The following is a 26,969-nucleotide window of genomic DNA, read 5'->3' as shown; positions in this document are numbered from 1 at the left end:
GCGATTAAAGCGCAAAAGTCGGATGTGATTATCTCCCTGTCTCCCAACCCTCAACCTTTTTCTTATGAATTCTTTCTCGCCGATTGGTATACCTGGGAACGCCGGGGTTTAGTCGAAGAATTGATCGTCCAAATTTATCGCAATGACTTTGATCGGTTTATTGCAGAACTCGAACAACCGGAAGTGCAGGCGGCGCGGCGTCATATCCCTGTGGGGATCGGGATTTTAGCCGGATTAAAAAATAAGCCGATTTCGTTATCACAAATTCAAAAGCAAGTAGAAGCTGTGCGTCAGCGAGGATTTGCTGGGGTGTCATTCTTTTTCTACGAAACCCTGTGGGACAACGCTCCAGAACCCTCACCCCAGCGTCAGGCAGCGTTTCAGGCACTCTTCCCTCTACCTGCGCGATCGCCGGAAATTTCAGCGGATTGGGAAGTCTCTAACTAGAAGCGTCGGGTAGGGTCTGTCGAGGCAGGTAATGGGACTTTCTGCTTGGCTATTGATGATATAGCAGCTACCTTGGCAGGGAGAGGATAGTCTTTACTGTTCCCTTTTCCCTGTGTCCTGTTCCCTCTCGGGTTCAACGTTACTGCTTTCTAATTTAACCACGGAACCAGAAGCATCCGTGCGATAGATCCAGCGGTGTTGCCCCTTGGCAACAGCCACTTGCCATCCAGATACAGGTATCTGCTCACAAGAGGCTTCTGCCTCAGCCAATTCTAGACAATTGTCAGACCAAGTATGGGGTTGCACATCAACCAGGTCGAGTTTCGAGGAAGGCACTCGTGTATGCTCGGAGGCATGTTGCAAAACAATATGACCAATTGCCGTAGATAGCTGAGGATTCGCCTGAGTAGACTGATTCGTCATCCCTTTATTCTTGGGTGATAGATGACCCACACTAAAGGACAAAATCAGAGTAAAGGCAATGGCTTGAAGAATTAGACGGGGTTGGATGGCGTTGTTTTGAAAGGTTGATGTTTCCGAGTTAGTTGGTTTAATCGTTTTCATCACAAATCTTACATAAGGGGGCTTGAGTTCGGATAGCGTACCAATCGGTAGATCACAGCACCCCAATACCGAGTTAGTCCGGAATCTAGCCGCTTATTCCGGTTGCAGCATTTTAAAATCGATTGCTATAAAATTTTTAACGGGAACAAAGAAATATGTTGTTTGATTGGACGCTACCCAATGGCAACATCTACAGAATCAAGTCAAACGTTGTTCTCTTTGCTTAACTCAATCCTTATAGCTTGTCAGTCTAGTCACTGGGCTTGACAGAGAATTAGCTTTCCTACAACTTTAAACAGGGTGAGCTGCTAGAGTATAAGGGGTTACAGAAGAGCAGGTATATTGTTTTGAGCAAGGGGTTCTATGGTTGAGCCAGTGATGAACAAGCTCTTTTTAGCTAGGCTTGAAGTTTATCCCTCAAGCTGACGTTGTACCGTTCGTATCGGTCAGCGTTTGGTAGGTGACTCTTGCTGTGTTTACCCTTAGCTATTCTTAGTCATATATTATTTTAACTGATAAAACAATAAATTTCTAGCCGCCAAAGACCCAGATGCTTATAAACTAACTGTTATGAAGACTATATTCGTGATGCACCCCCAGCCAATTTCTCCGGCAACCTTGGGCTGAACACAGAAAACCTCACCTACAATGATCCCTGTTCAGCCTTACTGATGCGTACTCCTCCCCTGCTCAGGGAACAGATGAGGAACCGGGCAAGTAATAGAAATTAGGTAAGTCTAATCGATAAGAATAAATTATGAGTACAACGGACGATGCACGGCAATATGCACCTGCGACTCAACGCAACCGCGCACCGATTCTTGAGATTCTACGTCGCGTACTGCCTGCAAAAGGCACGGTTTTAGAAGTCGCCAGTGGCACAGGGGAACATGCTGTTTTCTTTGCCCCACGTCTAAAGCCGCGTCAATGGTTACCTTCTGATGCCAATCCTCTAATGCGTGCCAGTATTGCAGACTGGTCTGCTTACGAACCTGCTGATAATCTTTACCCGCCCCTCGATATTGATGTGCAGACACCGAGTTGGTCTGTAGAGAAGGAAGCACCTGTGGATTGGGAAACCTCACCGTTGAATGCGATAGTCAGCATTAATTTGATTCACATCGCCCCCTGGTCAGCTTGCTTGGGACTGATAGCCGGGGCAAGTCGTCTGCTTCCTCCAGGGGGCGTTCTCTATTTATATGGACCATTCAAGCGCAATGGACAGCATACTGCTGCCAGTAATGCTGCCTTTGATGCCTCGTTGCAGGCGTCCAATCCTGACTGGGGTGTGCGTGACCTTGAGGATGTTGTGGCAATCGCCCAAGATCATCATCTAGTCTTGGAGCAAATCTACCCGATGCCTGCGAACAATCTTTCAGTCGTCTTTCATCATTCTTGAGCGGTTTGTGTTGCTTTCTCCAAAAGATTGGTAAGAATACATCCGCTATACCAAGTCCAGTTCGGTTGAGAATCTAGGGGATTGTATTGCGCCCAAATCTTGCCGCTATGGGTTTGATAAAAGTCTACAATTTCTGCTGTAGCCTCACCTCCCCAAGGCGCTTTTACTGTAATCTGGTTGCCTTTGTGAAACAGTTCGCCGGCTTCATTTGTCGCTTCTGTAACCGGAGGGGGTGGCGGTTGCTTTTCGACTGATTTGGCGGGGATAGGTTTGGGTTTAATGACTATATAAGGTTTCTTTTCTGCCGTCGGAGGAGTGGCTGGGGTAGAACTCTGGGTTGATTCGGGTTTTTTTTCTGGCGGGGGAGAAGGGGGAGTGGCTGAGGCAGAACTTTGGGTTGATTCGGGTTTTTTTTCTGGTGGGGGAGAAGGAGGAGTGGCTGAAACAGAACCCTGGGTTGACTCCTGAGTTGGAGGAGGATTTACCTCAGTGGCATCCTGGGGTGATGCCTCAACTGTTTCTGTGGATTCAGATTGCTCTGACGTTTCAGGAACATTCGGTGTCAGGGATTCGATATTGGTTTTTTTGCGGTTGGATTTTTTTTTGCGAGCCATAGCAATCTGGTAGTTGTCAGCTTATTAGAACCTGAGTTTTTATGTTGGGGGGTGGGGGTGTCACCCCTCATCCCATCCTGGACGAGTTGGGTTAGTGTATATATCTGGGGTGCATCTACATTTACCCCATAATACTCAGAGCTTCAGGAAATTCCATATATTGCTCCTCTCGCTTTCCCATATAGGAAGTTGTGGAAAGCAAAATGCGAGTTATGATCACGATTAAGAATATATCATCGCTGGCGCAGCCTGTCGTGAGGGTTCTACGACCGGAACAGAGCAGGAGATTTCGCGATCGCCAATAGATTTGACCTTGGCGTTAGTATAGCATCGCTGTCATGTCAGTCCTCGTCTCAGCACCGCCTTGGTTGAAAACGGATTGAAGCCTTCACTGTAGTAAGCTTTAGCTTACTTTAGCTTTCAGCCGGAAATTTATTTCCCGGCTGTGCTTGAGTGCGCTTACCACACCAAGCATCGGCTTCATCGAACAGTCAAATCACCCCTCCAGCTTCGGGAGCATCAAAAATCCGCCGATAGTTTTGGGGAGCATGTCACCGAATTAAGAGCGTATGTGCTCGAACATCGGGATGATATGGAAGCGATTCGGGCGCTGTTTCACCACCCCAGTCTCAAATGGACAACGATGCCTCCTTTGGTGACTGGTGATGACTAAAGCCAGATTGACGTGCGCCCTAATCTCTATTCAATCTAATGGATAATTTTATTCACTCCAAAACCTCCACAATACCCGATCGCCCATCAATTCTTACCCGTTGACCATTGCGGAACTTATGAGTCGCGTTATGAATATCCATCACCGCCGGAATCCCATATTCCCGCGCCACGATCGCGCCGTGGGATAGCCGCCCCCCAACCTCAGCAATTAAGCCGCCTGCACGCGCTAATAATGGTGCCCAACCCGAATCAGTATAGGGGACAACCAGAATCGTTTGGCGGTCAATTTCTGGAACTGATTGTAAGTTATTTAAAACTCGAACCCAACCTTCCACTTGTCCAGCACTTGCACCAATTCCCATAAGACGCTGTTGAGCGGGTTCGGATTGGGTTTGCATCAGCAAGGAAACCGCCGGAGGATTGCCATAAACTAGGGGAGGGACACTGACTAATTGACGATGTTCATCTAAGAGCGATCGCCGATAGTGAATCAATCTGGGAAGTTCCTCTCGCAAAACCCGATCAGATTCAGCGATTAGACGCTGAATCTCCGCAAATTCTAAGAAGAAAATATCCCCAGCTTCAGAGAGTAAACCAGATTCTAACCACCGCTTTTCTAGGGCGACAAAACTCCAACGCAAGTAGGCTAAAAATTGTGAATAAACTTCAGTTACTCGCCCTTTTAAATTCAAACGCGCTTGTACCACTTCCGCTTTCCAGCGCTGACGCTTGGGTGGTTTAGTTGCTGGGGGAGGATCACATAAAAACTGAGCAAACAGTTGGCGTATCGGTCGCGGGTCTTCTTTCCATCTGGGAACGGCAATATCTGTGGCGACATCACTGAGATAGCCATATTGTGCCAGAAATTGGTCAAATTGTTCTAAAACGCTTTGAGCATCGGGAATTTCTGACAACGCGGTAAATACAGAAGCTGGATTATCACAATTAATTTGTTTGAGACTTAGTAAATGGCGCGTATCATTAGCTAATTGGGCGAGCGATCGCAAACTGGCAATTTCTGGAGTTTGGCTACTATCTAATTCTTGATCCTTTACCTTAAGCAGCGCTTGCCGCAGGGAGAGACTTAAAGGGGCGAGAATACTATAATAGGTTGCTCGTTGTAATTCCGATAGTATCTGGTTCACTCGTTCCAGAATTTCGGCATCTGATAATTCCGAAACCGATTGCTCTTGCAGTTGACGCAAAGCCGGAGCAAAATGGTGGTGATAATCTTGCTCAAAATCCTGATCTAAATTCCATTCCCGACCCAATAGACGAAGTAATCCAGGAAGGTTCCGCAGTGTGGATTTCAAGGGAGGTTTAGAAAATTTCGCCCCCCTTGTCAGAAACTCCAAACTTTCTGGCGGTAAACCCATGCGCCGGAAAATATCACCGACCAATGTGGCATTAAAATAGGCGCGAGAATAGTGCAGCGTAGCGGTTTGATTAAACTCCAATCCCTGCGCCCGTTCTTTTAACACGATGGTAAAAATTTTCCCCCAAACACCACAGGTGAGGGGACGATTAATTGACCAAGTGAGGGGTCGAATCAGTCCGGGAATCACCTCTGCGGCAATCTTGCGCGTCCAGATGGGTTGGAGATTGGTAATTGGTCGCGTTTGTAGCAGCCATAACTGCTGACCGTCATAAGTCCATTCAATATCTTGAGGAATCCCATGGTAGCGGTCTTCCAAGTCCCGCGCTAAACTAGCCACCTCTTGGATTAACGCTGGGGGTACATCTCCATCTCCTTCAATTTCAACCGATGGGGAACGATTATCTCCATTCTCCTGTTGCTCAAGTGGGGCGGGTTTCGTCGAGTTATCGGTTTTGTCCTCAAGGTTATCGGTTAAACCCGCCCCTACAAGCTGGGGTTGCTGGAAAAATACCCGATACTGTTCTGGGGTGACTTGACCCGATACAATTCGCTTGGCATCTCCGGGTAATCCTTCGATGACTACGGCGTCTTGTTGTTGCTGCATGGGGTCACGACTAAAGGCGACACCGGAAAATACCCCTTGGATTTGTTTTTGAATTAAGACAGCCATCGCCTTGTCTGGTAAATCCCGATTACGGCGATACCCTCTGGCGGCGGGGTGATGATAAGAGGCTAAGACTTGGGTAATTGCTTCTTGTAAAGCGGGGCGGCTGGTTACCTGTAAAACCGTTTGATATTGTCCGGCGGCTGAAGAGACTTTCGCATCTTCACCGATAGCAGAGGAACGGACAACCAGGGGTTCTGATTCGGAAACGGGAAGATATTTAACCAAGGGTTGCATATCATCCCCTGGTGGTAAGACCCATCCCTGTGGTACAGCGTAACCCCAGCGCTTAAGCTGGGATAAGGTAGCTGCTTTTGAGCCAACCTGTTGGGGATCAAGTTCGCGCTCAAGCGGAATAATAGCTTTATCGCCTCGGAAAAAACGAAACACGGATTTAGATTCTGATTTTGCCTGTTCGGTGGGAAGGTCTAAGTCATCGGGAATTTTCTGATAAATCCAACCGATAATCAGACTCAGTGCGATCGCACTGATAATTCTAGCGGAATCATGGGGGTGCAATAGCGCCAGAATTATCGGGAATAGGACTAAAACACCGATACGTCCCGTCGTGCGATCGCGGATAATCGTAAAACCAATGCCCCCAATTAAAAATACCAATAACGCGACTCGCCAGTCATGCACCACAAATCCCCAGACCACATTTGTGGTTCCGGCACCTTTGCCCATCCAGTAGCGCCCCATAACTAGCATAATCAGGGCAATAATTTCCCAGACGGGTTCTGTGGGGAAGAAATAACGCGCCAGCAAGACAGCCGCAATTCCCTTCGAGGCTTCTGATAGTACAGCTAAGATCCCCACCCAACGTCCACCGTGGTAGAACGCAGCGGAGACAGATACATTACCCGTACCGACTTGAGAGAGTTGGCGTCTTGTAAGTAAGTAGGTAATCCAGGAAATCAGGGGAAGTCCACCCAGTAGGGGACAGAGGATAAAGATAAGTAAAGCACCCCAAACCTGTGTTAGCGTCATGGGACATTTGTTACTGATATTTCCTTGATCCTACAAGGAAGACGGAGGAGATGAGAGAGCAATTGTAGAGACGTTCCGGTGGAACGTCTGTTGTAGGGGCGGGTTTTACTATTAACATTTGATTTTCACCCGGATGTTACTCGCGCCCGCCCCAAGGGAGTCCAACAATTCTTCGACAAGTGACCAAGGACAAATGACCAATGACTATGGACGCGGATACTTAGACGCCGGTTCAAAGTAGCGTACTGGCTCACCCTTCAACGCCTGACTCATAAAGTCGCGCCAAATTGGTGCCGCAAATCCACCCCCTGTCGCTCCACCGCCTAATGGTCTGTAGTTATCATTACCAATCCACACAGCCGTGGCTAGTTGTGGCACATATCCGACGAACCAGACATCTCGTTCTGAACTGGTTGTTCCCGTCTTCCCAGCCGCTGGGCGTCCAATTTGAGCAGCGGTTCCGGTTCCACCTTGAATCACCCCTTGGAGAACAGCATTCAGTGAAGCCGTTGCCCAGGGATCAAGCACGAGACGGGGTTTCGGGGTATTGTCTAATAACACATTGCCCATACTATCGGTTACCCGGACAATGATCGTCGGATCAGAATGCCAACCCGTATTAGCAAAGGTGGCATAAGCCCCCGCCATTTCCAAAGGCGTCACCCCAATCGCACCGAGGGGCAAAGAGGTTACAGGTTCCATGGGGCTTTTAATCCCCAGGGTGCGGCACACTTCAATCACTTTATCTAACCCAACGGCTCTACCAAGCTTAACTGCTGGAACATTTCGCGACTGAACCAACGCACTATGAATACTCATCGCCCCACCGAAACCGCCGCCATAGTTTCTGGGCGAATACCACCCACTCCCATCCCGGTAACTGACTGGGGTATCCATAACCGTGGAATAAGGCGTATATTTGCCACTAGCAAAGGCAGTGTAGTAAACAAAGGGTTTAAACGCTGAACCCGGTTGGCGTCGGGATTGAATCGCTCGGTTAAACTGGCTCTTTTCGTAACCGATACCCCCCACCAAAGCTTTGACATAATGGGTGCGCGGATCAACAGCGGCTAGTGCAACTTGGTCAGCATATAACCCCCGGCGGCGCAAGTTACTGTGAGCGCGAGCAATGGTTTTTTCCGCCATGCGTTGGAAATTATAATCCACTGTGGTTTGGACACGCATCCCCCCTTTGAGAACCGCATCTCGACCAAATCGCTCATTCAACTCTGCTACAACGGCTTCGGTGATGTAGGGAAGCTGGCTGGTTTGCCAGGAAGTGGGCTTACCCACGCCCAATGGTTGAGCCAATGCCTCTTTTTTCTCTTGAGTTGTAATCCATCCCAGTTCCCGCATTCGTTCCAGGACAATGGCTTGCCGTTTTTTGGCTAAGGGATAGTTGACAAAGGGACTATATTCTTCGGGAGACTGAATCAATCCAGCCAGCATGGCTGATTCTGCCAGGGTTAACTCGCTGGCGGGCTTGGCGAAGTAACTCTCAGATGCGGTTTGGATGCCATAATTGTTATGACCCCAATAGATCTGATTCAGATACATTTCCAATATCTGGTCTTTGGTGAAGATTTGCTCCAGCCGGATTGCCATAACTGCCTCGGCAATTTTACGCGAGAACTTTTTATCCCGAGACAGAAACAAGTTTTTCACCAGCTGCATAGTCAAGGTAGAACCGCCTTCAACCACCGCCCCCTTCTCCCAGTTGGCTAAAAAGGCTCGACCCACACTGTTGGGGTTAACGCCATGGTGGATATAGAAGTGGCTATCTTCCATGGCAATCACCGCTCGTTTGAGATTAGGGCTAATGTTTTCTAACTTAACCACCTCTCGGTTGGCTTCACCATGCAGGCTTGCCAGGTGCTTCCCCTTGATATCGTAGACGTAGGTCGTTTCGGTGGGAACATAGCCCCTGAGGACTCTCACATCGGGAAGATTGCGGAAGCTTGTCGCCAAGCCCACCAGCCCACCAGCCACAACCGAGCTAGTTAGCATTGTAATGCCGAGAATGGTTCCGCCTGTTACCTGAGCGACTCCTTGCACGAATCGGAAAGCGGGTGGCAATCCGTTTTTACTATCTCTTTGTTGTTTTTGTTGGATGGTACTAGACGACACTGTGATTTCACTTCCTCACTCAAGAAACAAATACTGAATGGCTGTGTGGGAGGCAACCTTAGGGGGATACGTTCTCTACCTGCTATAGATGATTACAGAAATTTATGGCAAAGTCAGGATTAGCGATCGATTCGGTTTGGGCGATTTTTGTCCCCTGTAGACGTTGCTCCCAGCGTTGAATCAGTGGACGGGTTTTCCCTTAGATCTTAATATTAAGCCTGAGATAATCGTTCATGATAACAAACCGAAGTATTTTGGCTTTTAGCTGCAAAAATGGTAACATTAGCGTTCTAGATTGGCATAAAAAACGGTAAATCTTAAACATCTGCCACTCTCGTGCACGTTAATCCTGAAAGATTTCCCAGACGAATGTCAAACTCTTTAAACACAATGTCTCAGTCATTATCTTGGTTATACCGAGGTGTTAGTGACATTTTTCCCAACCAACCGGATTCTCAAGACCCGAATGAGAACCTAGAGCAACGGATTCGCCAAACTGAGCGTCCCTTGCGGATCAAGTTGGGAATTGACCCGACGGGGACAGATATCCACTTGGGTCATAGTATTCCCGTACGGAAATTACGGGCGTTTCAGGATGCGGGTCATAGGGCTGTGCTAATTATTGGCGATTTTACCGCAAGAATCGGTGATCCAAGTGGCAAATCAGAAGTACGGAAGCATCTTTCTGACGAACAGGTGCAGCAAAATGCCCAAACCTACTTGGATCAGCTGCGTCCGATTTTGGATTTTGAAACACCCGGACGCCTGGAAATTCGCTATAACTCAGAATGGCTGAGTAAGCTAGATTTGGCAGAGATTCTCAATTTGTTAGCCACGATGACGGTGGGACAGATGCTCGCCAAGGAGGGGTTTGCGGAACGATTTAAACAGGAAAACCCGATTTACCTGCATGAGTTTCTCTACCCCTTGATGCAAGGGTATGATTCTGTGGCGGTTCAGGCGGATGTGGAGTTAGGCGGAACAGACCAAAAATTTAATATTGCGGTGGGGCGAGATTTACAGCGACATTTTGGTCAAACTCCTCAGTTTGGATTACTCCTACCGATTTTAATTGGTACAGATGGTATGCTGAAAATGTCGAAGTCGCTGCACAATTATGTGGGGTTGCGGGAAGCGGCTCAACCCATGTATCAGAAGCTGGAAGGGACTAAAGATAATCTGTTAGAGGACTATTTTGAGCTACTTACCGACTTACCCTTAGCGGAACTCCCGACAAATCCCCGCGATCGCCAACAACTCCTAGCTTGGACAATTGTCACCCAATATCACGGTCAAAAGGAGGCGGATGAGGCAAAAGGCGGAGGGGCTATCCCTGAATTTTCCCTCTCCCAAGTCGAGTTTCCCGCCAAGTTGTTTTATATCCTTAATGCCAGTGGGTTGTGTAGTAGTAGTGGCGAAGGGCGGCGACAGATTAAAGGCGGCGGTGTGAAGCTAGAGGGCGATCGCATTACCGATGTAGACCTCACCTTTGATTCCCCAGAGGCTTTAGAGGGTAAGGTGTTACAGGTGGGGAAAAAGAAATCTGTACGGTTGACATCCTAAGCAGCTAGTGCATGACAGCAAAAGTTTTTTACTACCGGGCGTGCTCGCAGGGCGAGCAGGGGAAGCTGGGGATTAGCGCAAATTTACAAATTTGTCAATGAAATCCGTGGGGCAAGTGGTATTATAAAGATAATCAGACTGTGTGTTCCAGAGGAGGTTCGCTCATGTCACCATTATTGCCGCTCATACTGCTATGGGTTTTTCTCGGAATGGCTTTTTTATCGAGCATCCATGCAGAAGGCAGAGCCATTACTTAGCGCTAAAAAACATAGAAAGAACAGCAAAAAGCATAGATACAACTAGCTTTGCTATACTGAGAAGAGAACGAACATCCGAGGGAGTCGGATTCCTGTAAAGCGGTGCCTCGGAACTGAGTATCGTTCCTCAATAGTTTCGTACAAAACAGGCTATATGCCTGTGGGTCGGGAGAAGTCTTTCCCTATTAGGGAGAGACACTTCACGCATATAACTACCAAAAAAGGGGAAAGAAATTTCTTTCCCCTTGAACTATCTATGGGTGTAAATTGTAGGGGCGGGTTTAGACGCTCAGGTCTGCAACTCACCAATAACGGCTCAACAAAACCCGCCCTTATTCAATTGTAGGGATGGGTTTAGACACTCAGATAAGTTGGTCACCGATAACGACTCAACAAAACCTGCACTGATTACTTAAAAGTTCTTCACCCAAGGTGTTCAGAAAGCCTTTTAAGATTGCATAAGTTGCGCGGTTAAATAAAAATGGGATAATCTGTGGCTACTTATCAATAAGCATTTCCCATGTCAGTAGCAGAGCGGATTATCGTCCCCTTAGATGTACCAACCGAAGCCCAAGCGATCGCACTCGTGGAACAATTACCCCAAGTGAAGTTCTGGAAAGTGGGACTGGAACTATTTGTTAGTAGTGGATCTGCGATTCTTAAAGTTCTCAAAGATCGGCAAAGACGGATATTTTTAGATCTCAAGTTTCACGATATTCCCAATACGGTAGCTGGAGCAACACGGGTGGCTGCTGGATACGGGGTAGATTTATTGACAATTCATGCCGTAGCAGGTCGCATGGCGCTCAAAGGGGCGGTAGCAGCAGCGAAGGAAGGAGCAGAAGCCGCCGCTTGTTCACCACCCAAGTTAATTGCGATTTCCCTACTCACCAGTTTGAACTCACGAGATTTAGCCTTTGATTTAAAAGTTCCGATTGAGTTACCCGAATACGCGCTACAGATGGCAGTTTTGGCACAAAAAGCCGGATTAAATGGCGCTGTTTGTTCACCTCAAGAAGTATCCCAGCTTCGCCAAGTGTGTGGGGATGACTTTCTCCTCGTTTGTCCCGGCGTCCGTCCCAGTTGGTCGGAACAGGGCGATCAACGACGATCAATGACACCAGCAGATGCTCTGAAAGCGGGGGCTGATTACCTGGTGATTGGACGTCCGATCACGGCTGCGCCTAACCCCGTTGCGGCGTGGGAAAGAATTTGTGAGGAGTTATAGCGCTTTGCACTGATATCGTTATAATCATAAGCTAGATACCTATGGCGTAATGAGTTGAACGGATGGAAAATATGTACGATAACGATTGACATCACGGGTAAGCAGAGGCATATTTGCTATGACAGCATGGGCACCGATATAAAAGTCAGGAAGTGGCGATCGCCGTTCACCTCCATGTCGCCGATATGCCAAAAAGCTTTGTCCTGCTAGAAAAGCGGCTGAATAGGGTAGGGGATCTCGACGAAAAAAATCTTCTGGTAAAGCGTCTTCAACTTCTTGGGGTTGATTGAACCCAATCGATATTTCGGCGTAAATGATCGGATTAATCACTAAATCTCCCTGATTGGCGTAGTCAGTTAGCATTTGCGATGACCAGTCAAACCATTGAGGATCTTCGGTGAGAATATCCAAAATGACATTACTATCTACCAAAATTTCGCTCATCGGTTTTCGCGAGTTAGTTGCATAATGTCGTTAGTTGTCAGTCGGTTAGTGGCTTTACCTCGAATTGCAGTAATTATTTGTTTTCCTCGGCTAAAGCCTTGAGGCTTGCGAATGTGCAAGGTATTTCCTATTACTTCAAATTGAATTTCTGTCCCTGGTCGAAACCCAAGCTTGTTTTGAATGTCTGGAGGGATAGTAATTTTCCCGTCAGTGTCAATTTTCATGCTTTTTGTCCTTCTAACTAAAGTAACCGAATTATTAATGAATTCCCTGATCTTTTAGCGATCGCACTATTCTATTTTTTGGGTCGAAATAGTTTCTTGGCAAAGTCTCTTGTAACTCCTTATGAGTCTTAAGTTGCTCCAATGCTTAACAATTGCCTGTTGGCTGGGATTTCAGATGGATGGTGGGGCATTTAACACCGATTATATCCTCGGCTCACAAACGCGGCAGACGAAACCGACAAAGCCAAAAGCCCTCCCCTGTGCGCCTGCACTCCTGCACCCTTGTTATCCTAAACCCACACTTCTAGCTCAATCGGCGTGTCCTTCAGATGTAGAAACTTTAACTTCTCTAATGCTGCGGGATTTACCTGACTACGCGAATCGGGTGATCCAGCGATCGCGACCTGTAAATGAGGACATCGATATAGATCTATATATAATCGTGGCAGGGCGAGCGGAATTTCAACCCCTGACCCTTGGTCCTGGTTCCTATAATTCTGTGACGACTGCAAACCTAGAACCCCCACAGCAAGTGTTTTTCACCACTCTAGAACGCCAATATGTCAAAGGAGGTGCGATCGAACGACAGAGTTTTCACTGGCTTTTTTTAACCAATACCGATAGTGGATGGCGCTTGGCGATGATGTTTACGCGCTTAGGTTCGCCTTCACCAGAACGCCCACCCACGCCGCCACGAGAGAGTAGCGATGGTATTATGGGTCGAGCTGTGCAGCTCTGGTTGCGAGATTGTCGGGCGGACGCAATTCGAGCCTCATACAGATAGTGGTCTATCTTACAATTTAAGTTAGTGCTGAATCGGTTGGGTTTGATTGAGGGCATCTTGGTAAATACCTCAACTCAAGTCTTTAAGTTAAATAGCACTGAAATAAGCATTTTTGGAACACCAAAACCCTTGATCTACCGTAGGGTGGGTTTCGACTTCGCTCAACCCACCAGCCTTAAGTCAGTGCCATTCGTCTTTAATTGGACTTTGCTAGTGCTAGATTAATGCCCGATAATTTGCGACAAACTATTGCTCTTTACGTAGAAGATATTGAATCGCCTGTGGGTAGGCGGATTAATTTGCTGATTATGGGGTTAATCCTCTTATCTTCAGCAATTTTCGTGTGCGAGACTTATCCCATACCGCCGATGCTTCGCCTAAGTCTGGATATTATTGATCGAATTATCTTAATTATTTTTGTTGCCGAGTATTTACTACGCTTTTGGGTTGCTGACTCTAAAGTTAATTTCTTTTTTAGCCCGGTTTCGCTTATCGATCTAATCGCGATTGTACCTTTCTTTCTCGGCGTCACTGATATCCGATTTATTTTGATTTTCCGCTGGTTCCGTATTTTACGGTTAATTCGATTCCTAACTTTGAAAATTTATGTTTTCAGAATTGGTAATCAAGATAGTATTATTTTAGCTCGGATATTATTTACATTATTCACAATAATATTTGTTTACTCTGGATTAATTTATCAAGTGGAACATGGAATAAATCCTCAAAAATTTAAGACATTTTTAGATGCATTCTATTTTGCTGTAGTAACGATGACCACCGTTGGCTTTGGTGACCTTACGCCAATTTCCGAAGGGGGTCGATTACTAACAGTGCTGATGATTTTGACAGGTATTGCTCTCATTCCTTGGCAATTGGGAGATTTAGTTAAACATTTGCTCAAAACAGCTAATCAAGTCGAAAAAGTTTGTGCCAAGTGTGGTTTGCCGTTTCATGATTCTGATGCTCAGTTTTGTAAAATTTGTGGGACTAAATTAGAGCGGGCTGATTTATTTAATTAGAGGCTTATTGGACTTAATGAATCTTTAATTTTCTGAAAAAGCTTTATTTTTAAGGTTTATACGTTTTTAAATAAGCCCTAATTTTTAAAATAGGCAATCTATCGTTAGATAGAAATATTTAATTTCAAGTTTACCCTTTGGATAGACGATCTGAATAGGAAACTAGGGTTAAAATCATAAATAATCTAGAAATACTCTTCTTGGAAATGTAGAATAATTAGTTTGTAAGCTATAAAAAAAAATGCGATAGATGGCATTTTTTAAAATACTTGACAGTTGAGTTTATTAATATAAAAAAAAGGAAGGTTTACAGGGTGAAAAATAATCTGAAGTTCCTTAAAAGATTAATCAGCCCTATGGGAGTTGCGTATACAAGTCTTTTCTTGACTTTACCAGCGTTAATATTCCTTTGTTCTTATTCTAGCCCTTCGCCTAACTATCGAGAATATTCTCATAATACTAAATTAATGGTGCAAGTTCGGCAATTGTTGGGTCAAAATCAACCCGATAATAAGTAGGTTGGTGGAAATAAAATCAACCATATTACAAGTAGTCGGAGAAAAGAAAACGGCACTGTACTAACTTTTGTAAACAAGCCTCAAACCCTTACGAATGACAAATGACAAATGACGAATGACGTAGCTTGCTTCTCAAGGACAGCGAGTTCCCCACCGTTAACTTTTATTGTCCCCACATACTTACACCATCCAATGAAATTATTCTTCCGGGTGTAACCATCAGTTAAGAGTAAGTCAGAGGTGGATACTTGATTATAAATCTTCGATTTCCTGATACAGTTCCTCTAAATCCTGCTGTTGAGTCCGCCGCGAACGCCGCCGATATTTCTTTGTTTGTAACTTGGGTTCGTACTCAGTTTGTCCCTTTCCTTTGGTTTTCGCCTTGAGAGTGGACTCTGGATCAGCTTGTTGGTTCAACCGTTCCTGACGTGCGATCGCTTCCTCTAAGAAACCCAGATAATGATCATAGCGTTCCCAGTCTCCCTGTACCGCGCAGTTGGGTTCATCTCGATGTAAGCAATCACTAAATTGACAACTGGCTACCGCTAACCGTTGTCGGGCTTCGGGAAAATAATGAATTAAATCGGCTGGCGTGCAATCCAAGTCAGGCTGATTAAATCCCGGCGTATCTGCCAATAAACCCCCTTGAGGTAATTCAAACAATTCTACATGGCGGGTAGTGTGGCGTCCCCGTCCTAATTTTCCAGTTACTTCTCCCACGCGCAGGTTGGCTTCGGGGGCAAGTTGGTTAATTAAACTGGATTTTCCCACGCCAGACAATCCAGCTAAGACAGTAATTTTCTGGTTTAAGCGATCGCTGAGTTCGGCTAAACCGATATTAGTGTAAACGCTGATAAATAGGGGTTGGTATCCCCATCTGTTCAAGCGCTGTTGCCACTGCTGTTGTGCTTCTGGGGTGACTAAATCACTTTTATTGAGACACAAACACACCTGGAAACCTGTCGATTCTGCCTTGACTAAAAAGCGACTCAGTTGATACGCATCCAGGGTAGGTTCTGCTAAAGCAAAAACTAAGAGAATTTGTTCAGCATTGGCAACAGGAGGACGATCCAGTTGGGTTTTCCGGGGGAGAACTTCTGCGATCGCACCTCGGTTACCCGTCCAATCTGGTTCTTCGATGACCACGCGATCGCCAACCATAACCCGTTGACCAATTTTTTTCAATCGGGAACGACGGGTACATAATAGTGTAGAGACGTAGCAGGCTACGTCTTCTTGATCACAATTAGACTCTAATCGAACCTGATAGAAATTCGCCTGAACTGCCAGAACTGTCCCCAATAAGGGGCCAGATAACTCAGACGGTGGGATATCGACTACTTCGCTCATGCAGAGGCTTGCGGACGCCGTACTCTTAGGGCAAAGTAGTCTTTGCGATCGTCGAGTGCCTCAATCGGATACCCTGCCATCGCCAGACTATCGGGAACCTGTTCAATGGGTTCGCCTGGATCAAGCCACACTTCTAATAAAGATCCGGGCGTCATTTGTTCTAGCCGTAGCTTAGTCCGCACAAAGTTAATTGGGCAAGGGGTTCCTCGCAAATCCAGTTGAGCATCAGGTGTCTGATTAATTGTCGATCCCGTGGGCTTACTCATCCGCGAAACAGTCCTCCCAAAAAGTCTTCTATACCGCCTTTACCCGTGCGATCGCCTTTAATTTTTGCCAGCTTCTCTAGCAACTCCCGTTCCTCTGCGGTGATTCGGGTAGGAATATCGATTTGAATCGTAATCAGATGGTCACCCCGACTCACCGGATTCCCTAATTTTGGCACACCATGATTTTCCAACGTTAACACCGTATTCGGTTGGGTTCCTGGGGGAATCTTCAACTCCACCGGACCATCAACAGTATTAACCTGGAGGCGACAGCCTAAAATTGCTTGTAAGTAGCTAATTTTCAGCTCCGACAGAACATTAATTCCATCCCGCTGAAATTCCGCATCTTCCTCAACAAATAGGTAGACATATAAATCTCCTGGAGGACCCCCGCGCAATCCAGCATCTCCTTCTTTAGAAACCCGTAGCCGGGTTCCATTATCCACACCGGGGGGAATCGTAATTTTCAGCTTTTTGGTTTCTTGCTTGCGACCGGCGCCCCCACAGGTTTCACACTTATCCTCAATCACCTGTCCTTCGCCGTTACAGGTTGGACAGACTGACACTTGAGTGAAACTGCCAAAGGGGGTACGAGTGGCGCGACGCACTTGTCCTGAGCCGCTACAGGTCGAACAGGTACGCGGTCGAGTTCCCGGTTTAGCCCCCGTACCGTTACAGGTATTACAGTTTTCTAGGTGAGGAATGCGAATTTCCTTTTCCCCACCGAATACAGCTTCCCGAAATTCTAGCTTCAAGTCTAGGCGTAGGTCATCCCCTCGCGTCGGTCCACCACGCCGACGTCCTGTTTGCTGACCCATACCACCAGCAAAACCGCTGAAGAAGCTTTCAAAAATATCAGCAAAACCCATATCCCCAAAATCGGCATAGCCGGCTCCAGCACCAGCACCTGAGGATACACCCGCTTCGCCAAAGCGGTCGTATCGTGCCTTCATTTCGGGTTCGGAAAGGATTTCGTAAGCTCGATTAATTTCTTTAAATCGCTCTTCCGCTCCTTGTTCCTTGTTAACGTCGGGATGGTACTTTCGGGCAAGGCGACGGTAAGCCCGCTTTATTTCTTCTTTGTCAGCGTCGCGAGAGACGCCGAGAGTTTCATAGTAGTCAGGCATAGAGCAATGCGGGAGGGTTGGATTACGTTAGGAGGTGGGTTGATCGGGATAGTTTGTTCAGGGGATCGGCTTTATCGCCACCGAGGGCTGATATCCGGCTCACCTGCACGTCTATCCATTTTGGACAAAAAACCAGCGAATTGCTAATTACATTTAGGCATTGCCTTAGTCAACTGTTTCATAGTCAGTATTATTTACTGTTTCATCATCAAAGTTCAGAATTAACTCTTCTTCTTCAGGTTCCGACTCAGAGGGTTCGCTAACCTCTACAGGTGAGGCAAGTTCCTCCTCGCTTTCGCTAATCTCATCGGGTTCCAAATCGGGCGCACTCTCTTGGTAGACGGCTGCACCAATGGTAAACAGGGTTTGTTGGAACGCTTCCAGTTGCTGTTTAACGTCCTCCACAGCAATTGAGGGGTCTTTGAGTGCCGCTTGTAGCTGTTGCTTTTTCTTCTCTCCCTGCGCCTTCAAGTCTTCCCGTACCAAATCGGCATTGTCTTTTAGGGTTGATTCGTAACTGTAGAAGAGGCTTTCGGCTTGATTTTTCAGTTCCACCAGTTGCATCCGACGGCGGTCTTCTTCGGCGAATTGCTCGGCTTCTTGGCGCATCCGTTCCACTTCACCACTATTCAATCCACCAGTGTTGGTAATCCGGATGCTTTGCTCTCGTCCTGTACCTTTATCCGCCGCTGAGACGTTGAGAATTCCATTTACATCGATATCAAAGGATACCTCAATTTGAGGCACCCCTCTGGGAGCCGGAGGAATGCCTGCCAGTAGAAACTTACCCAGGCTCTTGTTATCACGAGCCATTGCTCGTTCACCCTGGAGGACGTGAATTTCCACAGAAGTTTGTCCGTCTGTCGCCGTGGAAAAGATTTGCGATTTACTGGTGGGGATTGTGGTATTACGCTCGATAATTTTGGTGAAAACTTCGCCTAAGGTTTCAATCCCCAGTGACAATGGGGTTACGTCGAGCAGCAACAAGTCTTCAACTTCACCGCCCAGAACGCCACCTTGAATGGCTGCACCTAGGGCAACCGCTTCATCGGGGTTGACCGATTTATCGGGCTGGCGACCGCCGAAAAACTTACTAATCGCTTTCTGGACGGCGGGGATGCGAGTCGAACCCCCGACTAGGAGAATCCGGTCAATATCATCGGGCTTGAGTTCACAATCTTTGAGCGCCTGCTTGACGGGTTCAACAGTGCCTTTGATCAAGTCGCTCGCCAGTTCTTCAAACTTTGCTCGCGACAATTCCATCTCTAGATGTTTAGGACCTGTTTCATCTGCGGTAATAAACGGCAGGTTGATCGAGGTGTTCAACATGCTAGAGAGTTCAATTTTTGCCTTTTCTGCGGCTTCTCGCAAACGCTGTAGCGCCATTTTATCTGCGCCGATGTCGATGCCTTCTTGTTCTTTGAACTCCTGGATCATCCAGCGCACGATCACGTTATCGAAGTCATCTCCCCCTAAATGGTTATTGCCAGACGTGGCTTTGACTTCAAATACGCCGTCGCCCAGTTGCATCACCGAGACATCAAATGTACCGCCGCCTAAGTCAAAGACGAGAACTTGGTGTTCTTCATCTTGCTTGTCCAGCCCATACGCCAATGCTGCGGCGGTTGGTTCGTTGATGATCCGCAGCACTTCTAAACCGGCGATGGTGCCGGAATCTTTGGTTGCTTGCCGTTGAGCATCGGTAAAATAGGCAGGGACTGTAATCACCGCTTGTTCTACGGGTTCACCGAGAAAGTTTTCGGCATCGGCTTTCAGCTTTTGCAGGATCATGGCAGAGATTTCCTGCGGGGTATATTGATGGGAGCGGATCTGGACATCAACCGTATCGTCGCGACCCTTAACACAGTTATAGGGAACTCGCGATCGCTCTTCTACCGTGTCATCCCATCGACGACCAATAAACCGTTTAATACTATGGACAGTATTTTCTGCATTGGGAACTGCCTGGCGCTTCGCTAGTTGACCAACCAAGCGCTCATTCGATTTACCAAATCCCACAATACTCGGTGTGGTTCGTCCGCCTTCCGTGTTGGAAATGACGAGGGGCTGACCTCCTTCGAGGACAGCCACGCAACTATTCGTTGTGCCCAGGTCGATGCCAATGACTTTTCCCATAGCGCTTCGGCCTATCTGATCGGTAAGGTTTTCTTTTTAAGGTGGTAATCTGTGTCTACAGAATTCACCTAACGTTTGCTCAACCGTTGTTTAGGGTTGATTTTTTTTTAAGACGGACACCCAAAGGGGATATACCCGTGCCGCTTAACTTTCTGATTCGGTCGAGGTGTCTTCCTCTGAGGTTACCACGGGCTCTGGAGCCGCAGCAACTTTAACCATGGCATGGCGCAGCACGCGATCGCCCAAGAAATAGCCACGCATCAGTTGTTCGATGACTATTCCTTCGTCATATTCCTCACTCGGTTGTCGCATCACTGCTTCATGGAAATTGGGATCAAACTCTGTTCCTTCCGGACGCATCGGCGAAACCCCAAGGCGTTTGAAGGATTCCACCAATTGTTTGTAGATCCCCTGATAACTCTTATGCACCGCCATCTCCCCATCATTTTGAGGTTTGATTTGCGATCGCGCCCGCTCAAAGTTATCGACCACGGATAATAACTCACTGAGAGTATTACGCTTGACTTGATGTTCTAAATCTTCTTTTTCTTTAGCCGTCCGCTTGCGGAAGTTATCAAAATCGGCAGCCATCCGCATGGATTGGGTTTTAAAGGCTTCAAATTGCTGATTAACTTCCTCCAGTTGAGCTTTGAGGAGTTCATTTTCCTGCTGCAATGTTTCAATAACCGCGACATCCTCCTGCTGACCGGGCAATCCGGCAGAGTCCGATTCCGCAGACTCACTCTCCACGCCTTGCCCTGCCGAAGTTTCTACCGCTTCCGTTGTCACTTCAGCGGTTGCCGCTTCTGCCGTTGATGGTGACTCGACATCGGCTTGTGTGCCAACCTCCTCTTCGGAAGTTGCCTCATTTAAATCGGGGTTATCTGAATTCACGGCCTTCTGCTCATCTGTTTGTTGCAACGTAGTATTTGGTTGTTTGTCTTCGTCACTCATAATTCACTCGTACTAAAAACTCAATCAATCTCCTGCTCCTTCAAGGGATGGCAACATTTACCTTGCCCAGATTAACGGCAAGATTTGGGGTAGGCTAAAGCCCCAGGCATCAAGTCCGGATTGCTACCTCCTCAAATCCTAGTACATACTGGGGAAAATTGTCTGTTGTTAATGTGTCTATTGATTCAATCACGGCTAAACAGGAGTTCTCGCCGTAGAGACATAGCCTGTTACGTCGAGGATTTGGGGGCGGAGGCACTCTAGGATTCAGCCGAAATTGTAGCGGTTGATAACACTCATCTCCCTCTGCTTCCCCAGCTCCCAGACGTAGCATGAGGAGTCTCTACATGGCTCCCCCAGCTTCATCATATCTACGAAGCTGCTCAAGTATTTTTGCCGCGCTGCACTAGGTAACGGTTAAGATAAAACGTGAGGCGGTATCCCCATCTATAATAAGGAATAGAGTATTCTATCAGGGTATAGAGGACTAATTTTGAATTCAGTCAGAATTCTATCACGTTTAGATTATCTGAAGACTTGCATTTCACCCTTGCCAGGATATTGGTAACTCCAGCATGTTGGCATTCAACCTTATTCGCGCCTCAAAGTGTTTCCCAGCATGGGTACTCTGATCCAAACCCAGTGAGAAGGGAGCCATTCTGAGATCCGTCAAGCCCTTTTATTCAAATTGGCGGCAAGGCAATGGGGTTACCGTTGTCGCTTCCTCCAGTACGACAAACGCTAAAACTTTTAGGAATTCTGTAATCAAGGAGATAGTCTCACCAACTATGACTCAATCCCCATCATCATCAGCAAGACGTGCCCTTGTTGTCAAAAACGATTTTTCGCCCTTTGGAAATAAACTCGTTCAATCGGGTTACGTTGATGACGGTCAAATGCGGCAGGCATTGGCGGAAAGCCGTAAGTCAGGACGACCTCTGACCGATGTCGTTGAATCAATTACCGGGCGTCAGTTGCCACCTGACTTAATCCGTCAGTACAAAAAACAGCAACTGTTTGAACTAAAAATACTTTACGGTGTTGAATCTCTTGATCCGGAACTTGGTGAAATATCCGGTCACCAAGTCAAGGAACTCATCGAAAGCCTAATTCCCATTGACATCTGTAGTCGCTATCGCTTGGTGCCGTTATCCAAGAATGATGGTCAACCCCCATCGGTTCTGGTGGCAATGGTTGACCCGGATAATCTCGACGCCCAAGATGATCTCAACCGGATTCTGCGCCCTCAAGGGATTGGGCTAAGGCGGATGGTGATTACCCAGGAAGACTATCAGCATCTGATTAATAAATATCGCGATCAAAAACTGGCACAGGAGAAGGAACAGGAAGCAGCTAAGCAGACAGACATCAGTAAGGATCTGGAGATTCTCGATACGCTTTCCGATGCACCAGAAGAAACGGAGCAAGACATAGGGACAGCCTTGGGTGAAGCCAGTGGTGCCCCGGTAATTAACTTGGTGAATCGAATCCTCGCCAAAGCCCTACAAGAGGACGTCTCTGACATTCACATCGAACCCCAAGAAGAATACTTGCGGGTTCGCTTCCGTAAAGACGGCGTACTGCGACAAGCCTTTGAGAACTTACCCAAAAAGATCAAAGATGCTGTTGCGGCTCGCTTCAAAATTATGTCAGATTTGGACATCGCTGAACGCCGATTGCCCCAAGATGGCAGAATTCGGCGCATGTTCCAAGGGCGCAAGGTTGACTTCCGGGTCAGTACCCTACCCAGCCGCTATGGTGAAAAGATTGTCCTGCGGATTTTAGATAACTCTAGCACCCAACTCGGTTTGGACATTCTGATCACTGACCCAGAAAGCTTAGAAATGGTCAGGGAAATGGCAGCACGACCCTTTGGGCTGATCTTGGTCACTGGTCCGACAGGTTCGGGTAAATCCACAACCCTATATTCAATCCTGGCTGAGCGCAATGACCCAGGCGTCAATATCAGTACCGCAGAAGATCCGATTGAATATTCCTTACCTGGTATTACCCAGGTACAGGTACTGCGGGAAAAAGGCATGGACTTCGCCTCGATTCTACGCTCATTTCTACGCCAAGACCCAGATGTAATTCTGGTGGGTGAGACGCGAGATAAGGAAACCGCGAAAACCGCGATTGAAGCCGCGCTCACCGGACACTTAGTCTTGACCACGCTCCATACAAACGACGCGGCTGGCGCCATCCCCCGCTTGGATGAAATGGGAGTTGAACCATTCATGGTGTCGGGTGCGCTTCTAGGAGTGTTAGCCCAGCGCCTGATGCGGCGGGTTTGTACCGAGTGTCGTATACCTTACCAACCTACTGCTGCTGAACTGGCTCGATTTGGTTTGTCTGCTTCCAGCGAAGGGGAAATCACGTTCTATAAAGCCAATACCCTACAACCCGAAGAAATTACCGACGCTCGCTCCAAAGGAACACTCTGTCCAAAATGTAATGGGATTGGGTACAAAGGACGAGTGGGCGTTTATGAAGTCATGCGGAACACCGAACGACTGCAACTCCTAATCAATGAAGGAGCGCCTACTGAACGGATCAAAGAAGCAGCGGTGGAAGAAGGGATGAAAACCCTATTATCCTACAGTTTAAACCTGGTGCAGGATGGTCATACAACATTGGAAGAAGTTGAACGGGTAACGTTTACTGATTCCGGTCTTGAGGCAGAAATGAAAGCCAAACGTAAACAATCCCTCTCCTGTAGCACTTGCGGCGCTGGGTTAGAACAGGAGTGGTTAGACTGTCCGTACTGTATGACCCCACGTTTTTGAGACTAAAAGCTGGGACTATTCATCAATTGTTGTTGGCTTCAACCCCCAACAACAATTGATTAGGTAACGAACACTGACAATTAACAACTAATTATTATTGGAGACAACGCCATGCCAATGGATTTAATGATTGAAGACTTGATGGAGCAGCTCGTTGAAATGGGTGGCTCAGATATGCATATTCAAGCTGGGGCACCGGTCTATTTCCGCATTAGTGGTAAACTCCAACCCTTTGGGGAAGATCCCCTGAATCCCCAAGAATGTCAGAAGCTGATTTTCAGTATGCTCAATAATAGTCAACGCAAAGAATTAGAGCAGAACTGGGAATTAGATTGCTCTTATGGGGTGAAGGGACTGGCTCGCTTCCGAGTCAATGTTTATAAGGAGCGGGGTTACTACGCCGCTTGCTTGCGAGCATTGTCCTCCAAGATTCCCAACTTTGATATGTTAGGTCTGCCTGATATTGTGCGGGAAATGAGCGAACGCCCTCGGGGATTAGTACTGGTAACCGGACCAACGGGTTCAGGAAAAACCACCACACTGGCGGCAATGATTGATTTAATTAATCGTACCCGACCTGAACATATTCTCACCGTCGAAGACCCGGTGGAATACGTTTTTCCCAACATTAAAAGCTTAGTTCACCAACGTCAAAAAGGTGAAGATACCAAAAGCTTTGCTAATGCGCTCAAAGCCGCCTTACGGGAAGACCCGGATGTGATTCTGGTCGGCGAGATGCGGGACTTGGAAACCATTTCACTGGCGATTTCAGCCGCAGAAACGGGTCACTTGGTCATGGGAACCTTGCACACCAGTTCCGCTTCTCAAACTGTAAACCGGATGCTGGACGTGTTTCCTCCCGAACAACAAGCTCAAGTCCAAGCTCAACTCTCAAACTCCTTGGTCGCCGTCTTCAGTCAAACCTTGGTACCCAAGAAAAACCCGAAACCTGGTGAGTTTGGTCGGGCAATGGCACAGGAAATTATGATCGTCACCCCCGCCATCTCTAACCTAATCCGTGAAGGGAAAGTGTCCCAAATGTATTCCGCCATTCAAACCGGGATGAAAATGGGCATGATCACCATGGAACAGGCATTGGCAAATTTAGTCAAACAAGGAACGATTTCCTTTGAAACAGCCGTGTCCAAGAGTTCTAAGCCTGACGAGTTACAGCGTATTCTCGGCGGTGCTGCTGGAATGGCTGGTGCTGGCGCCAAAGGCGGCAAAGTTGGTGCTAAGACTCGCTAAGTTATCAGGGTTAGTTCTCTCGTGAACTGGGAAAAATATCACCGGACAACTAACCCTTTCCTTCAATCCTTTTTTCATTCAGACGCAAGCTATGCCTACCTTCATTGCTGAGGTTCGGGATTCCAAAGGAAATGCCAAAAAAGAGAAAGTTCAAGCTCTTTCTACGGATCAAGCCCGCGCCCACTTGCAAAATCAATATCCCACTGTCGGCAGTATTCAGAAAGCGTTTAGCCTGGAAGACCTGAATTTAGACGCACTCCAGGAAAAAATGACGAGTGTTACGGTTAAAGACCGAGCCGTTTTTTCCCGGCAATTTGCGGTAATGGTTAATGCTGGAGTCGCCATCGTGCGTTGTCTGGGTATTCTATCCGACCAATGTGCCAATCCTAAGCTGAAAAAATCCCTAACGGCAATCAGTAGTGAAGTTCAGCAGGGAACCAGTCTCTCAGATGCCATGCGTGAACATCCCGCCTGTTTCGACCAACTCTATGTCAGTATGGTGCAAGCGGGGGAGGTTGGGGGTGTCTTGGATGAAGTTCTCAACCGATTAGCCAAGCTGCTGGAAGATATGGCGCGGCTGCAAAACCAGATTAAGTCGGCAATGACTTATCCTCTGGTGGTTGGTGGCTTTGCTGTACTGGTGTTTTTGGGAATGACCATTTTTCTCATCCCCATCTTTGCCGGGATTTTTGAAGAAATCGGCGGAACATTACCAGCCCTGACTGCCTTTATGCTCTGGTTGAGTGGTGTTCTCAGAAGCTGGTATGCTCTGATTCCAGTTGGGGTGATCATCGTTACCACAGTTGCCATCAAGCAGTACTACAAAACCCCACCCGGTCGCCTGCAAATCGATGCACTCCTATTGAAAGTACCTCTGTTTGGTGAACTGAATGAAAAATCATCAGTCGCCCGGTTTTGCCGCGTCTTCGGTACGTTGACTCGTTCCGGAGTTCCGATTCTGAATGCGTTAGACATTGTTCGGGATACATCAGGAAACCAAGTGATTGCTAACGCTGTGGAAGCTACCAAGCAGGAAATTCAGCAAGGGGGTTTGATCAGTGTTGCCATGCAAAATGAGCAAGTTTTTCCCGGTCTAGCTATTCAGATGATTAGTGTTGGTGAAGAAACTGGGGAATTGGATTCAATGCTGATGAAGGTTGCCGATTTCTATGAAGATGAAGTTGAGCAAACGGTAAAAGCTTTGACCAGTATTTTAGAGCCTGTGATGATTATTGTCATCGGGGGAATGGTTGGTACAATTCTGGTCTCTATGTATCTGCCCATGTTTAAAGTGTTTGAAACTTTGGGTTAAATTGGGCAGCATTTCCAGGATATGGGGCGTCCATTCCTACAATCGTTTGATGGTAGAGGATTTGCTGTGTTGATTCAGCTACTCGTACAGCATGAGGAAAAAAACTATTTTTCACGCATTACTGAAACACCGATAAGGTAAGCATTTTGAAGGCGTGAATTCCCAGGTAACTGTACTAACAACCTGAGCAACCTCTACTGATTCTCCACTACAGTTCGTGAATAGTATTTAAACTAGTCCATAAAACGTTAGTAAATCGCCAACTTATTTAAAAATGCCAGTTAAGCCATCTAATTACGAAACAAGTTTAGCCGAATATAGCCACCATGAGGGGGCGTTGGCACTTCTGAAGCAACATCGACCTTACTTGGAAATGATTCCTAGTATGCGCCGCCCCTCAGAAAGTGTGATCACGATTCCTCTACCCATTGTGCGCCTACGCCATCTTCAATCATCAACAGGACATTCTAATCTAACCAGCTTGAATGGAACGGTTGGCTTACCCTGTGATGTTGCCATGTTAATGTGTGACCCAGAATGGAAAATAAAAATGGGGGTGGAAATTATCATTTTCATTCATCGCCCTCATGAAGATTTTTCAGATTTATTGGGTCGCTGGCGTCAGACGCAAGTGTTGCTCGATAAAGACTATGAATGGTTAATGCCCCCTCGCCATCAACATGTTCTCAGTGAAGGCGTTGACCGGATTTATCCGTTGTTTGTCATCTTCCCGGAAACACCCCAACGGATTCAACAGGGGTTATCGGGTGCTTGTTTACCGTTTGTTATGCAAAGTCCAGATTATGTGACGGAAGAGGAAAAATCAGAAAGCTTCTCGACTGTTGATGACTAAAGCGAGATTTACAGGCAGTTTCTAGATATTTCCGGAAAT

The 26,969-nt window shown here is 47.1% G+C and carries 23 protein-coding genes; 11 read left to right on the top strand and 12 right to left on the bottom strand.

Annotation, left to right across the window (positions count from 1 at the left end; translation table 11 throughout):
• The coding region (locus ACLFWI_RS05150) for a family 10 glycosylhydrolase (RefSeq protein WP_446412034.1) at window positions 1–447 on the top strand (447 nt) is incomplete at its 5' end.
• A 93-nt stretch (window positions 448–540) separates the two neighbouring features.
• Here ACLFWI_RS05150 and ACLFWI_RS05145 read toward each other — a convergent pair.
• Window positions 541–1,011, bottom strand: a complete 471-nt coding sequence (locus ACLFWI_RS05145; RefSeq protein WP_446412033.1) for a hypothetical protein — start codon at window positions 1,009–1,011, stop codon at window positions 541–543.
• 757 nt (window positions 1,012–1,768) lie between these two features.
• Here ACLFWI_RS05145 and ACLFWI_RS05140 point away from each other — a divergent pair.
• Window positions 1,769–2,410, top strand: coding sequence for a DUF938 domain-containing protein (locus tag ACLFWI_RS05140; protein WP_446412032.1), 642 nt, complete (start codon window positions 1,769–1,771; stop codon window positions 2,408–2,410).
• Here the strand turns inward: ACLFWI_RS05140 and ACLFWI_RS05135 are convergent.
• Window positions 2,401–3,024 (bottom strand): hypothetical protein, encoded by a 624-nt coding sequence (locus tag ACLFWI_RS05135; RefSeq protein WP_446412031.1) that lies wholly within the window; start codon window positions 3,022–3,024, stop codon window positions 2,401–2,403. The two genes, ACLFWI_RS05140 and ACLFWI_RS05135, sit on opposite strands and share 10 nt — an antisense overlap.
• Before the next feature lie 445 nt (window positions 3,025–3,469).
• On the opposite strand from ACLFWI_RS05135, the gene ACLFWI_RS05130 reads away from it, so the two are divergent.
• Window positions 3,470–3,697, top strand: coding sequence for a DUF6887 family protein (locus tag ACLFWI_RS05130; protein ID WP_446412030.1), 228 nt, complete (start codon window positions 3,470–3,472; stop codon window positions 3,695–3,697).
• 52 nt (window positions 3,698–3,749) lie between these two features.
• Here the strand turns inward: ACLFWI_RS05130 and ACLFWI_RS05125 are convergent, their stop codons facing one another.
• Both ACLFWI_RS05125 and ACLFWI_RS05120 read right to left on the bottom strand, forming a co-directional pair.
• Entirely contained in the window at window positions 3,750–6,731 is a 2,982-nt protein-coding gene (locus ACLFWI_RS05125; RefSeq protein ID WP_446412029.1) for a glycerol-3-phosphate acyltransferase, read from the bottom strand.
• Between the two features lie 204 nt (window positions 6,732–6,935).
• Window positions 6,936–8,858 (bottom strand): transglycosylase domain-containing protein, encoded by a 1,923-nt coding sequence (locus tag ACLFWI_RS05120; RefSeq protein ID WP_446412028.1) that lies wholly within the window; start codon window positions 8,856–8,858, stop codon window positions 6,936–6,938.
• A gap of 390 nt (window positions 8,859–9,248) precedes the next feature.
• Between ACLFWI_RS05120 and tyrS the strand changes: the two genes are divergently transcribed.
• Window positions 9,249–10,421: a tyrosine--tRNA ligase gene (tyrS, locus tag ACLFWI_RS05115; RefSeq protein WP_446412027.1), complete on the top strand. Its 1,173-nt coding sequence runs from the start codon at window positions 9,249–9,251 to the stop codon at window positions 10,419–10,421.
• A gap of 777 nt (window positions 10,422–11,198) precedes the next feature.
• Window positions 11,199–11,906: an orotidine-5'-phosphate decarboxylase gene (pyrF, locus tag ACLFWI_RS05110; RefSeq protein ID WP_446412026.1), complete on the top strand. Its 708-nt coding sequence runs from the start codon at window positions 11,199–11,201 to the stop codon at window positions 11,904–11,906.
• A gap of 39 nt (window positions 11,907–11,945) precedes the next feature.
• Here pyrF and ACLFWI_RS05105 read toward each other — a convergent pair whose 3' ends face one another.
• Entirely contained in the window at window positions 11,946–12,350 is a 405-nt protein-coding gene (locus ACLFWI_RS05105) for a type II toxin-antitoxin system VapC family toxin (protein WP_446412025.1), read from the bottom strand.
• Entirely contained in the window at window positions 12,347–12,574 is a 228-nt protein-coding gene (locus ACLFWI_RS05100) for an AbrB/MazE/SpoVT family DNA-binding domain-containing protein (RefSeq protein WP_446345873.1), read from the bottom strand. The genes ACLFWI_RS05105 and ACLFWI_RS05100 overlap by 4 nt, the downstream gene beginning before the upstream one ends.
• Before the next feature lie 121 nt (window positions 12,575–12,695).
• Between ACLFWI_RS05100 and ACLFWI_RS05095 the strand changes: the two genes are divergently transcribed.
• Together ACLFWI_RS05095 and ACLFWI_RS05090 are read left to right on the top strand one after the other, a co-directional pair.
• A complete protein-coding gene (locus ACLFWI_RS05095; RefSeq protein ID WP_446410502.1) occupies window positions 12,696–13,358 on the top strand; it encodes a hypothetical protein in 663 nt (220 codons plus the stop codon).
• A 224-nt stretch (window positions 13,359–13,582) separates the two neighbouring features.
• Entirely contained in the window at window positions 13,583–14,380 is a 798-nt protein-coding gene (locus ACLFWI_RS05090; protein WP_446410501.1) for an ion transporter, read from the top strand.
• 770 nt (window positions 14,381–15,150) lie between these two features.
• Here ACLFWI_RS05090 and rsgA read toward each other — a convergent pair.
• The 6 genes from rsgA to ACLFWI_RS05060 form a co-directional block, all read right to left on the bottom strand.
• A complete protein-coding gene (rsgA, locus tag ACLFWI_RS05085; RefSeq protein ID WP_446412024.1) occupies window positions 15,151–16,248 on the bottom strand; it encodes a small ribosomal subunit biogenesis GTPase RsgA in 1,098 nt (365 codons plus the stop codon).
• Window positions 16,245–16,514 carry a sulfurtransferase TusA family protein gene (locus ACLFWI_RS05080; protein WP_446348293.1) on the bottom strand — a complete coding sequence of 90 codons (270 nt, stop codon included), beginning with the start codon at window positions 16,512–16,514 and terminating at the stop codon, window positions 16,245–16,247. Before ACLFWI_RS05080 ends, rsgA begins: the two co-directional genes overlap by 4 nt.
• Window positions 16,511–17,641 (bottom strand): molecular chaperone DnaJ, encoded by a 1,131-nt coding sequence (gene dnaJ / locus ACLFWI_RS05075; RefSeq protein ID WP_446412023.1) that lies wholly within the window; start codon window positions 17,639–17,641, stop codon window positions 16,511–16,513. The genes ACLFWI_RS05080 and dnaJ overlap by 4 nt, the downstream gene beginning before the upstream one ends.
• 165 nt (window positions 17,642–17,806) lie before the next feature.
• On the bottom strand, window positions 17,807–19,777 hold the full coding sequence (dnaK, locus tag ACLFWI_RS05070) for a molecular chaperone DnaK (protein WP_446412022.1): 1,971 nt from the start codon (window positions 19,775–19,777) through the stop codon (window positions 17,807–17,809).
• A 144-nt stretch (window positions 19,778–19,921) separates the two neighbouring features.
• Window positions 19,922–20,731, bottom strand: a complete 810-nt coding sequence (gene grpE, locus ACLFWI_RS05065) for a nucleotide exchange factor GrpE (protein ID WP_446412021.1) — start codon at window positions 20,729–20,731, stop codon at window positions 19,922–19,924.
• Between the two features lie 109 nt (window positions 20,732–20,840).
• Window positions 20,841–21,065, bottom strand: a complete 225-nt coding sequence (locus tag ACLFWI_RS05060) for a hypothetical protein (RefSeq protein ID WP_446412020.1) — start codon at window positions 21,063–21,065, stop codon at window positions 20,841–20,843.
• A 454-nt stretch (window positions 21,066–21,519) separates the two neighbouring features.
• On the opposite strand from ACLFWI_RS05060, the gene ACLFWI_RS05055 reads away from it, so the two are divergent.
• The 4 genes from ACLFWI_RS05055 to ACLFWI_RS05040 all read left to right on the top strand — a co-directional run bounded on the left by ACLFWI_RS05055 (window position 21,520) and on the right by ACLFWI_RS05040 (window position 26,930).
• A complete protein-coding gene (locus tag ACLFWI_RS05055) occupies window positions 21,520–23,517 on the top strand; it encodes a GspE/PulE family protein (RefSeq protein ID WP_446412019.1) in 1,998 nt (665 codons plus the stop codon).
• A gap of 117 nt (window positions 23,518–23,634) precedes the next feature.
• Complete coding sequence (locus tag ACLFWI_RS05050; RefSeq protein ID WP_446407856.1) at window positions 23,635–24,765, top strand: type IV pilus twitching motility protein PilT; 1,131 nt, start codon at window positions 23,635–23,637, stop codon at window positions 24,763–24,765.
• 91 nt (window positions 24,766–24,856) lie between these two features.
• The gene (locus tag ACLFWI_RS05045) at window positions 24,857–26,077 is read left to right on the top strand and encodes a type II secretion system F family protein (RefSeq protein WP_446412018.1); all 1,221 of its coding nucleotides are present in this window, start codon (window positions 24,857–24,859) and stop codon (window positions 26,075–26,077) included.
• 274 nt (window positions 26,078–26,351) lie between these two features.
• Window positions 26,352–26,930, top strand: coding sequence for a hypothetical protein (locus ACLFWI_RS05040; protein ID WP_446412017.1), 579 nt, complete (start codon window positions 26,352–26,354; stop codon window positions 26,928–26,930).
• Window positions 26,931–26,969: the final 39 nt, after the last annotated feature.

Origin of the sequence: Coleofasciculus sp., assembly GCF_046539235.1 — a bacterium.
Classification (GTDB): Bacteria; Cyanobacteriota; Cyanobacteriia; order Cyanobacteriales; family Coleofasciculaceae; genus Coleofasciculus.
This window is presented reverse-complemented; position numbering and strand designations above follow the sequence as displayed.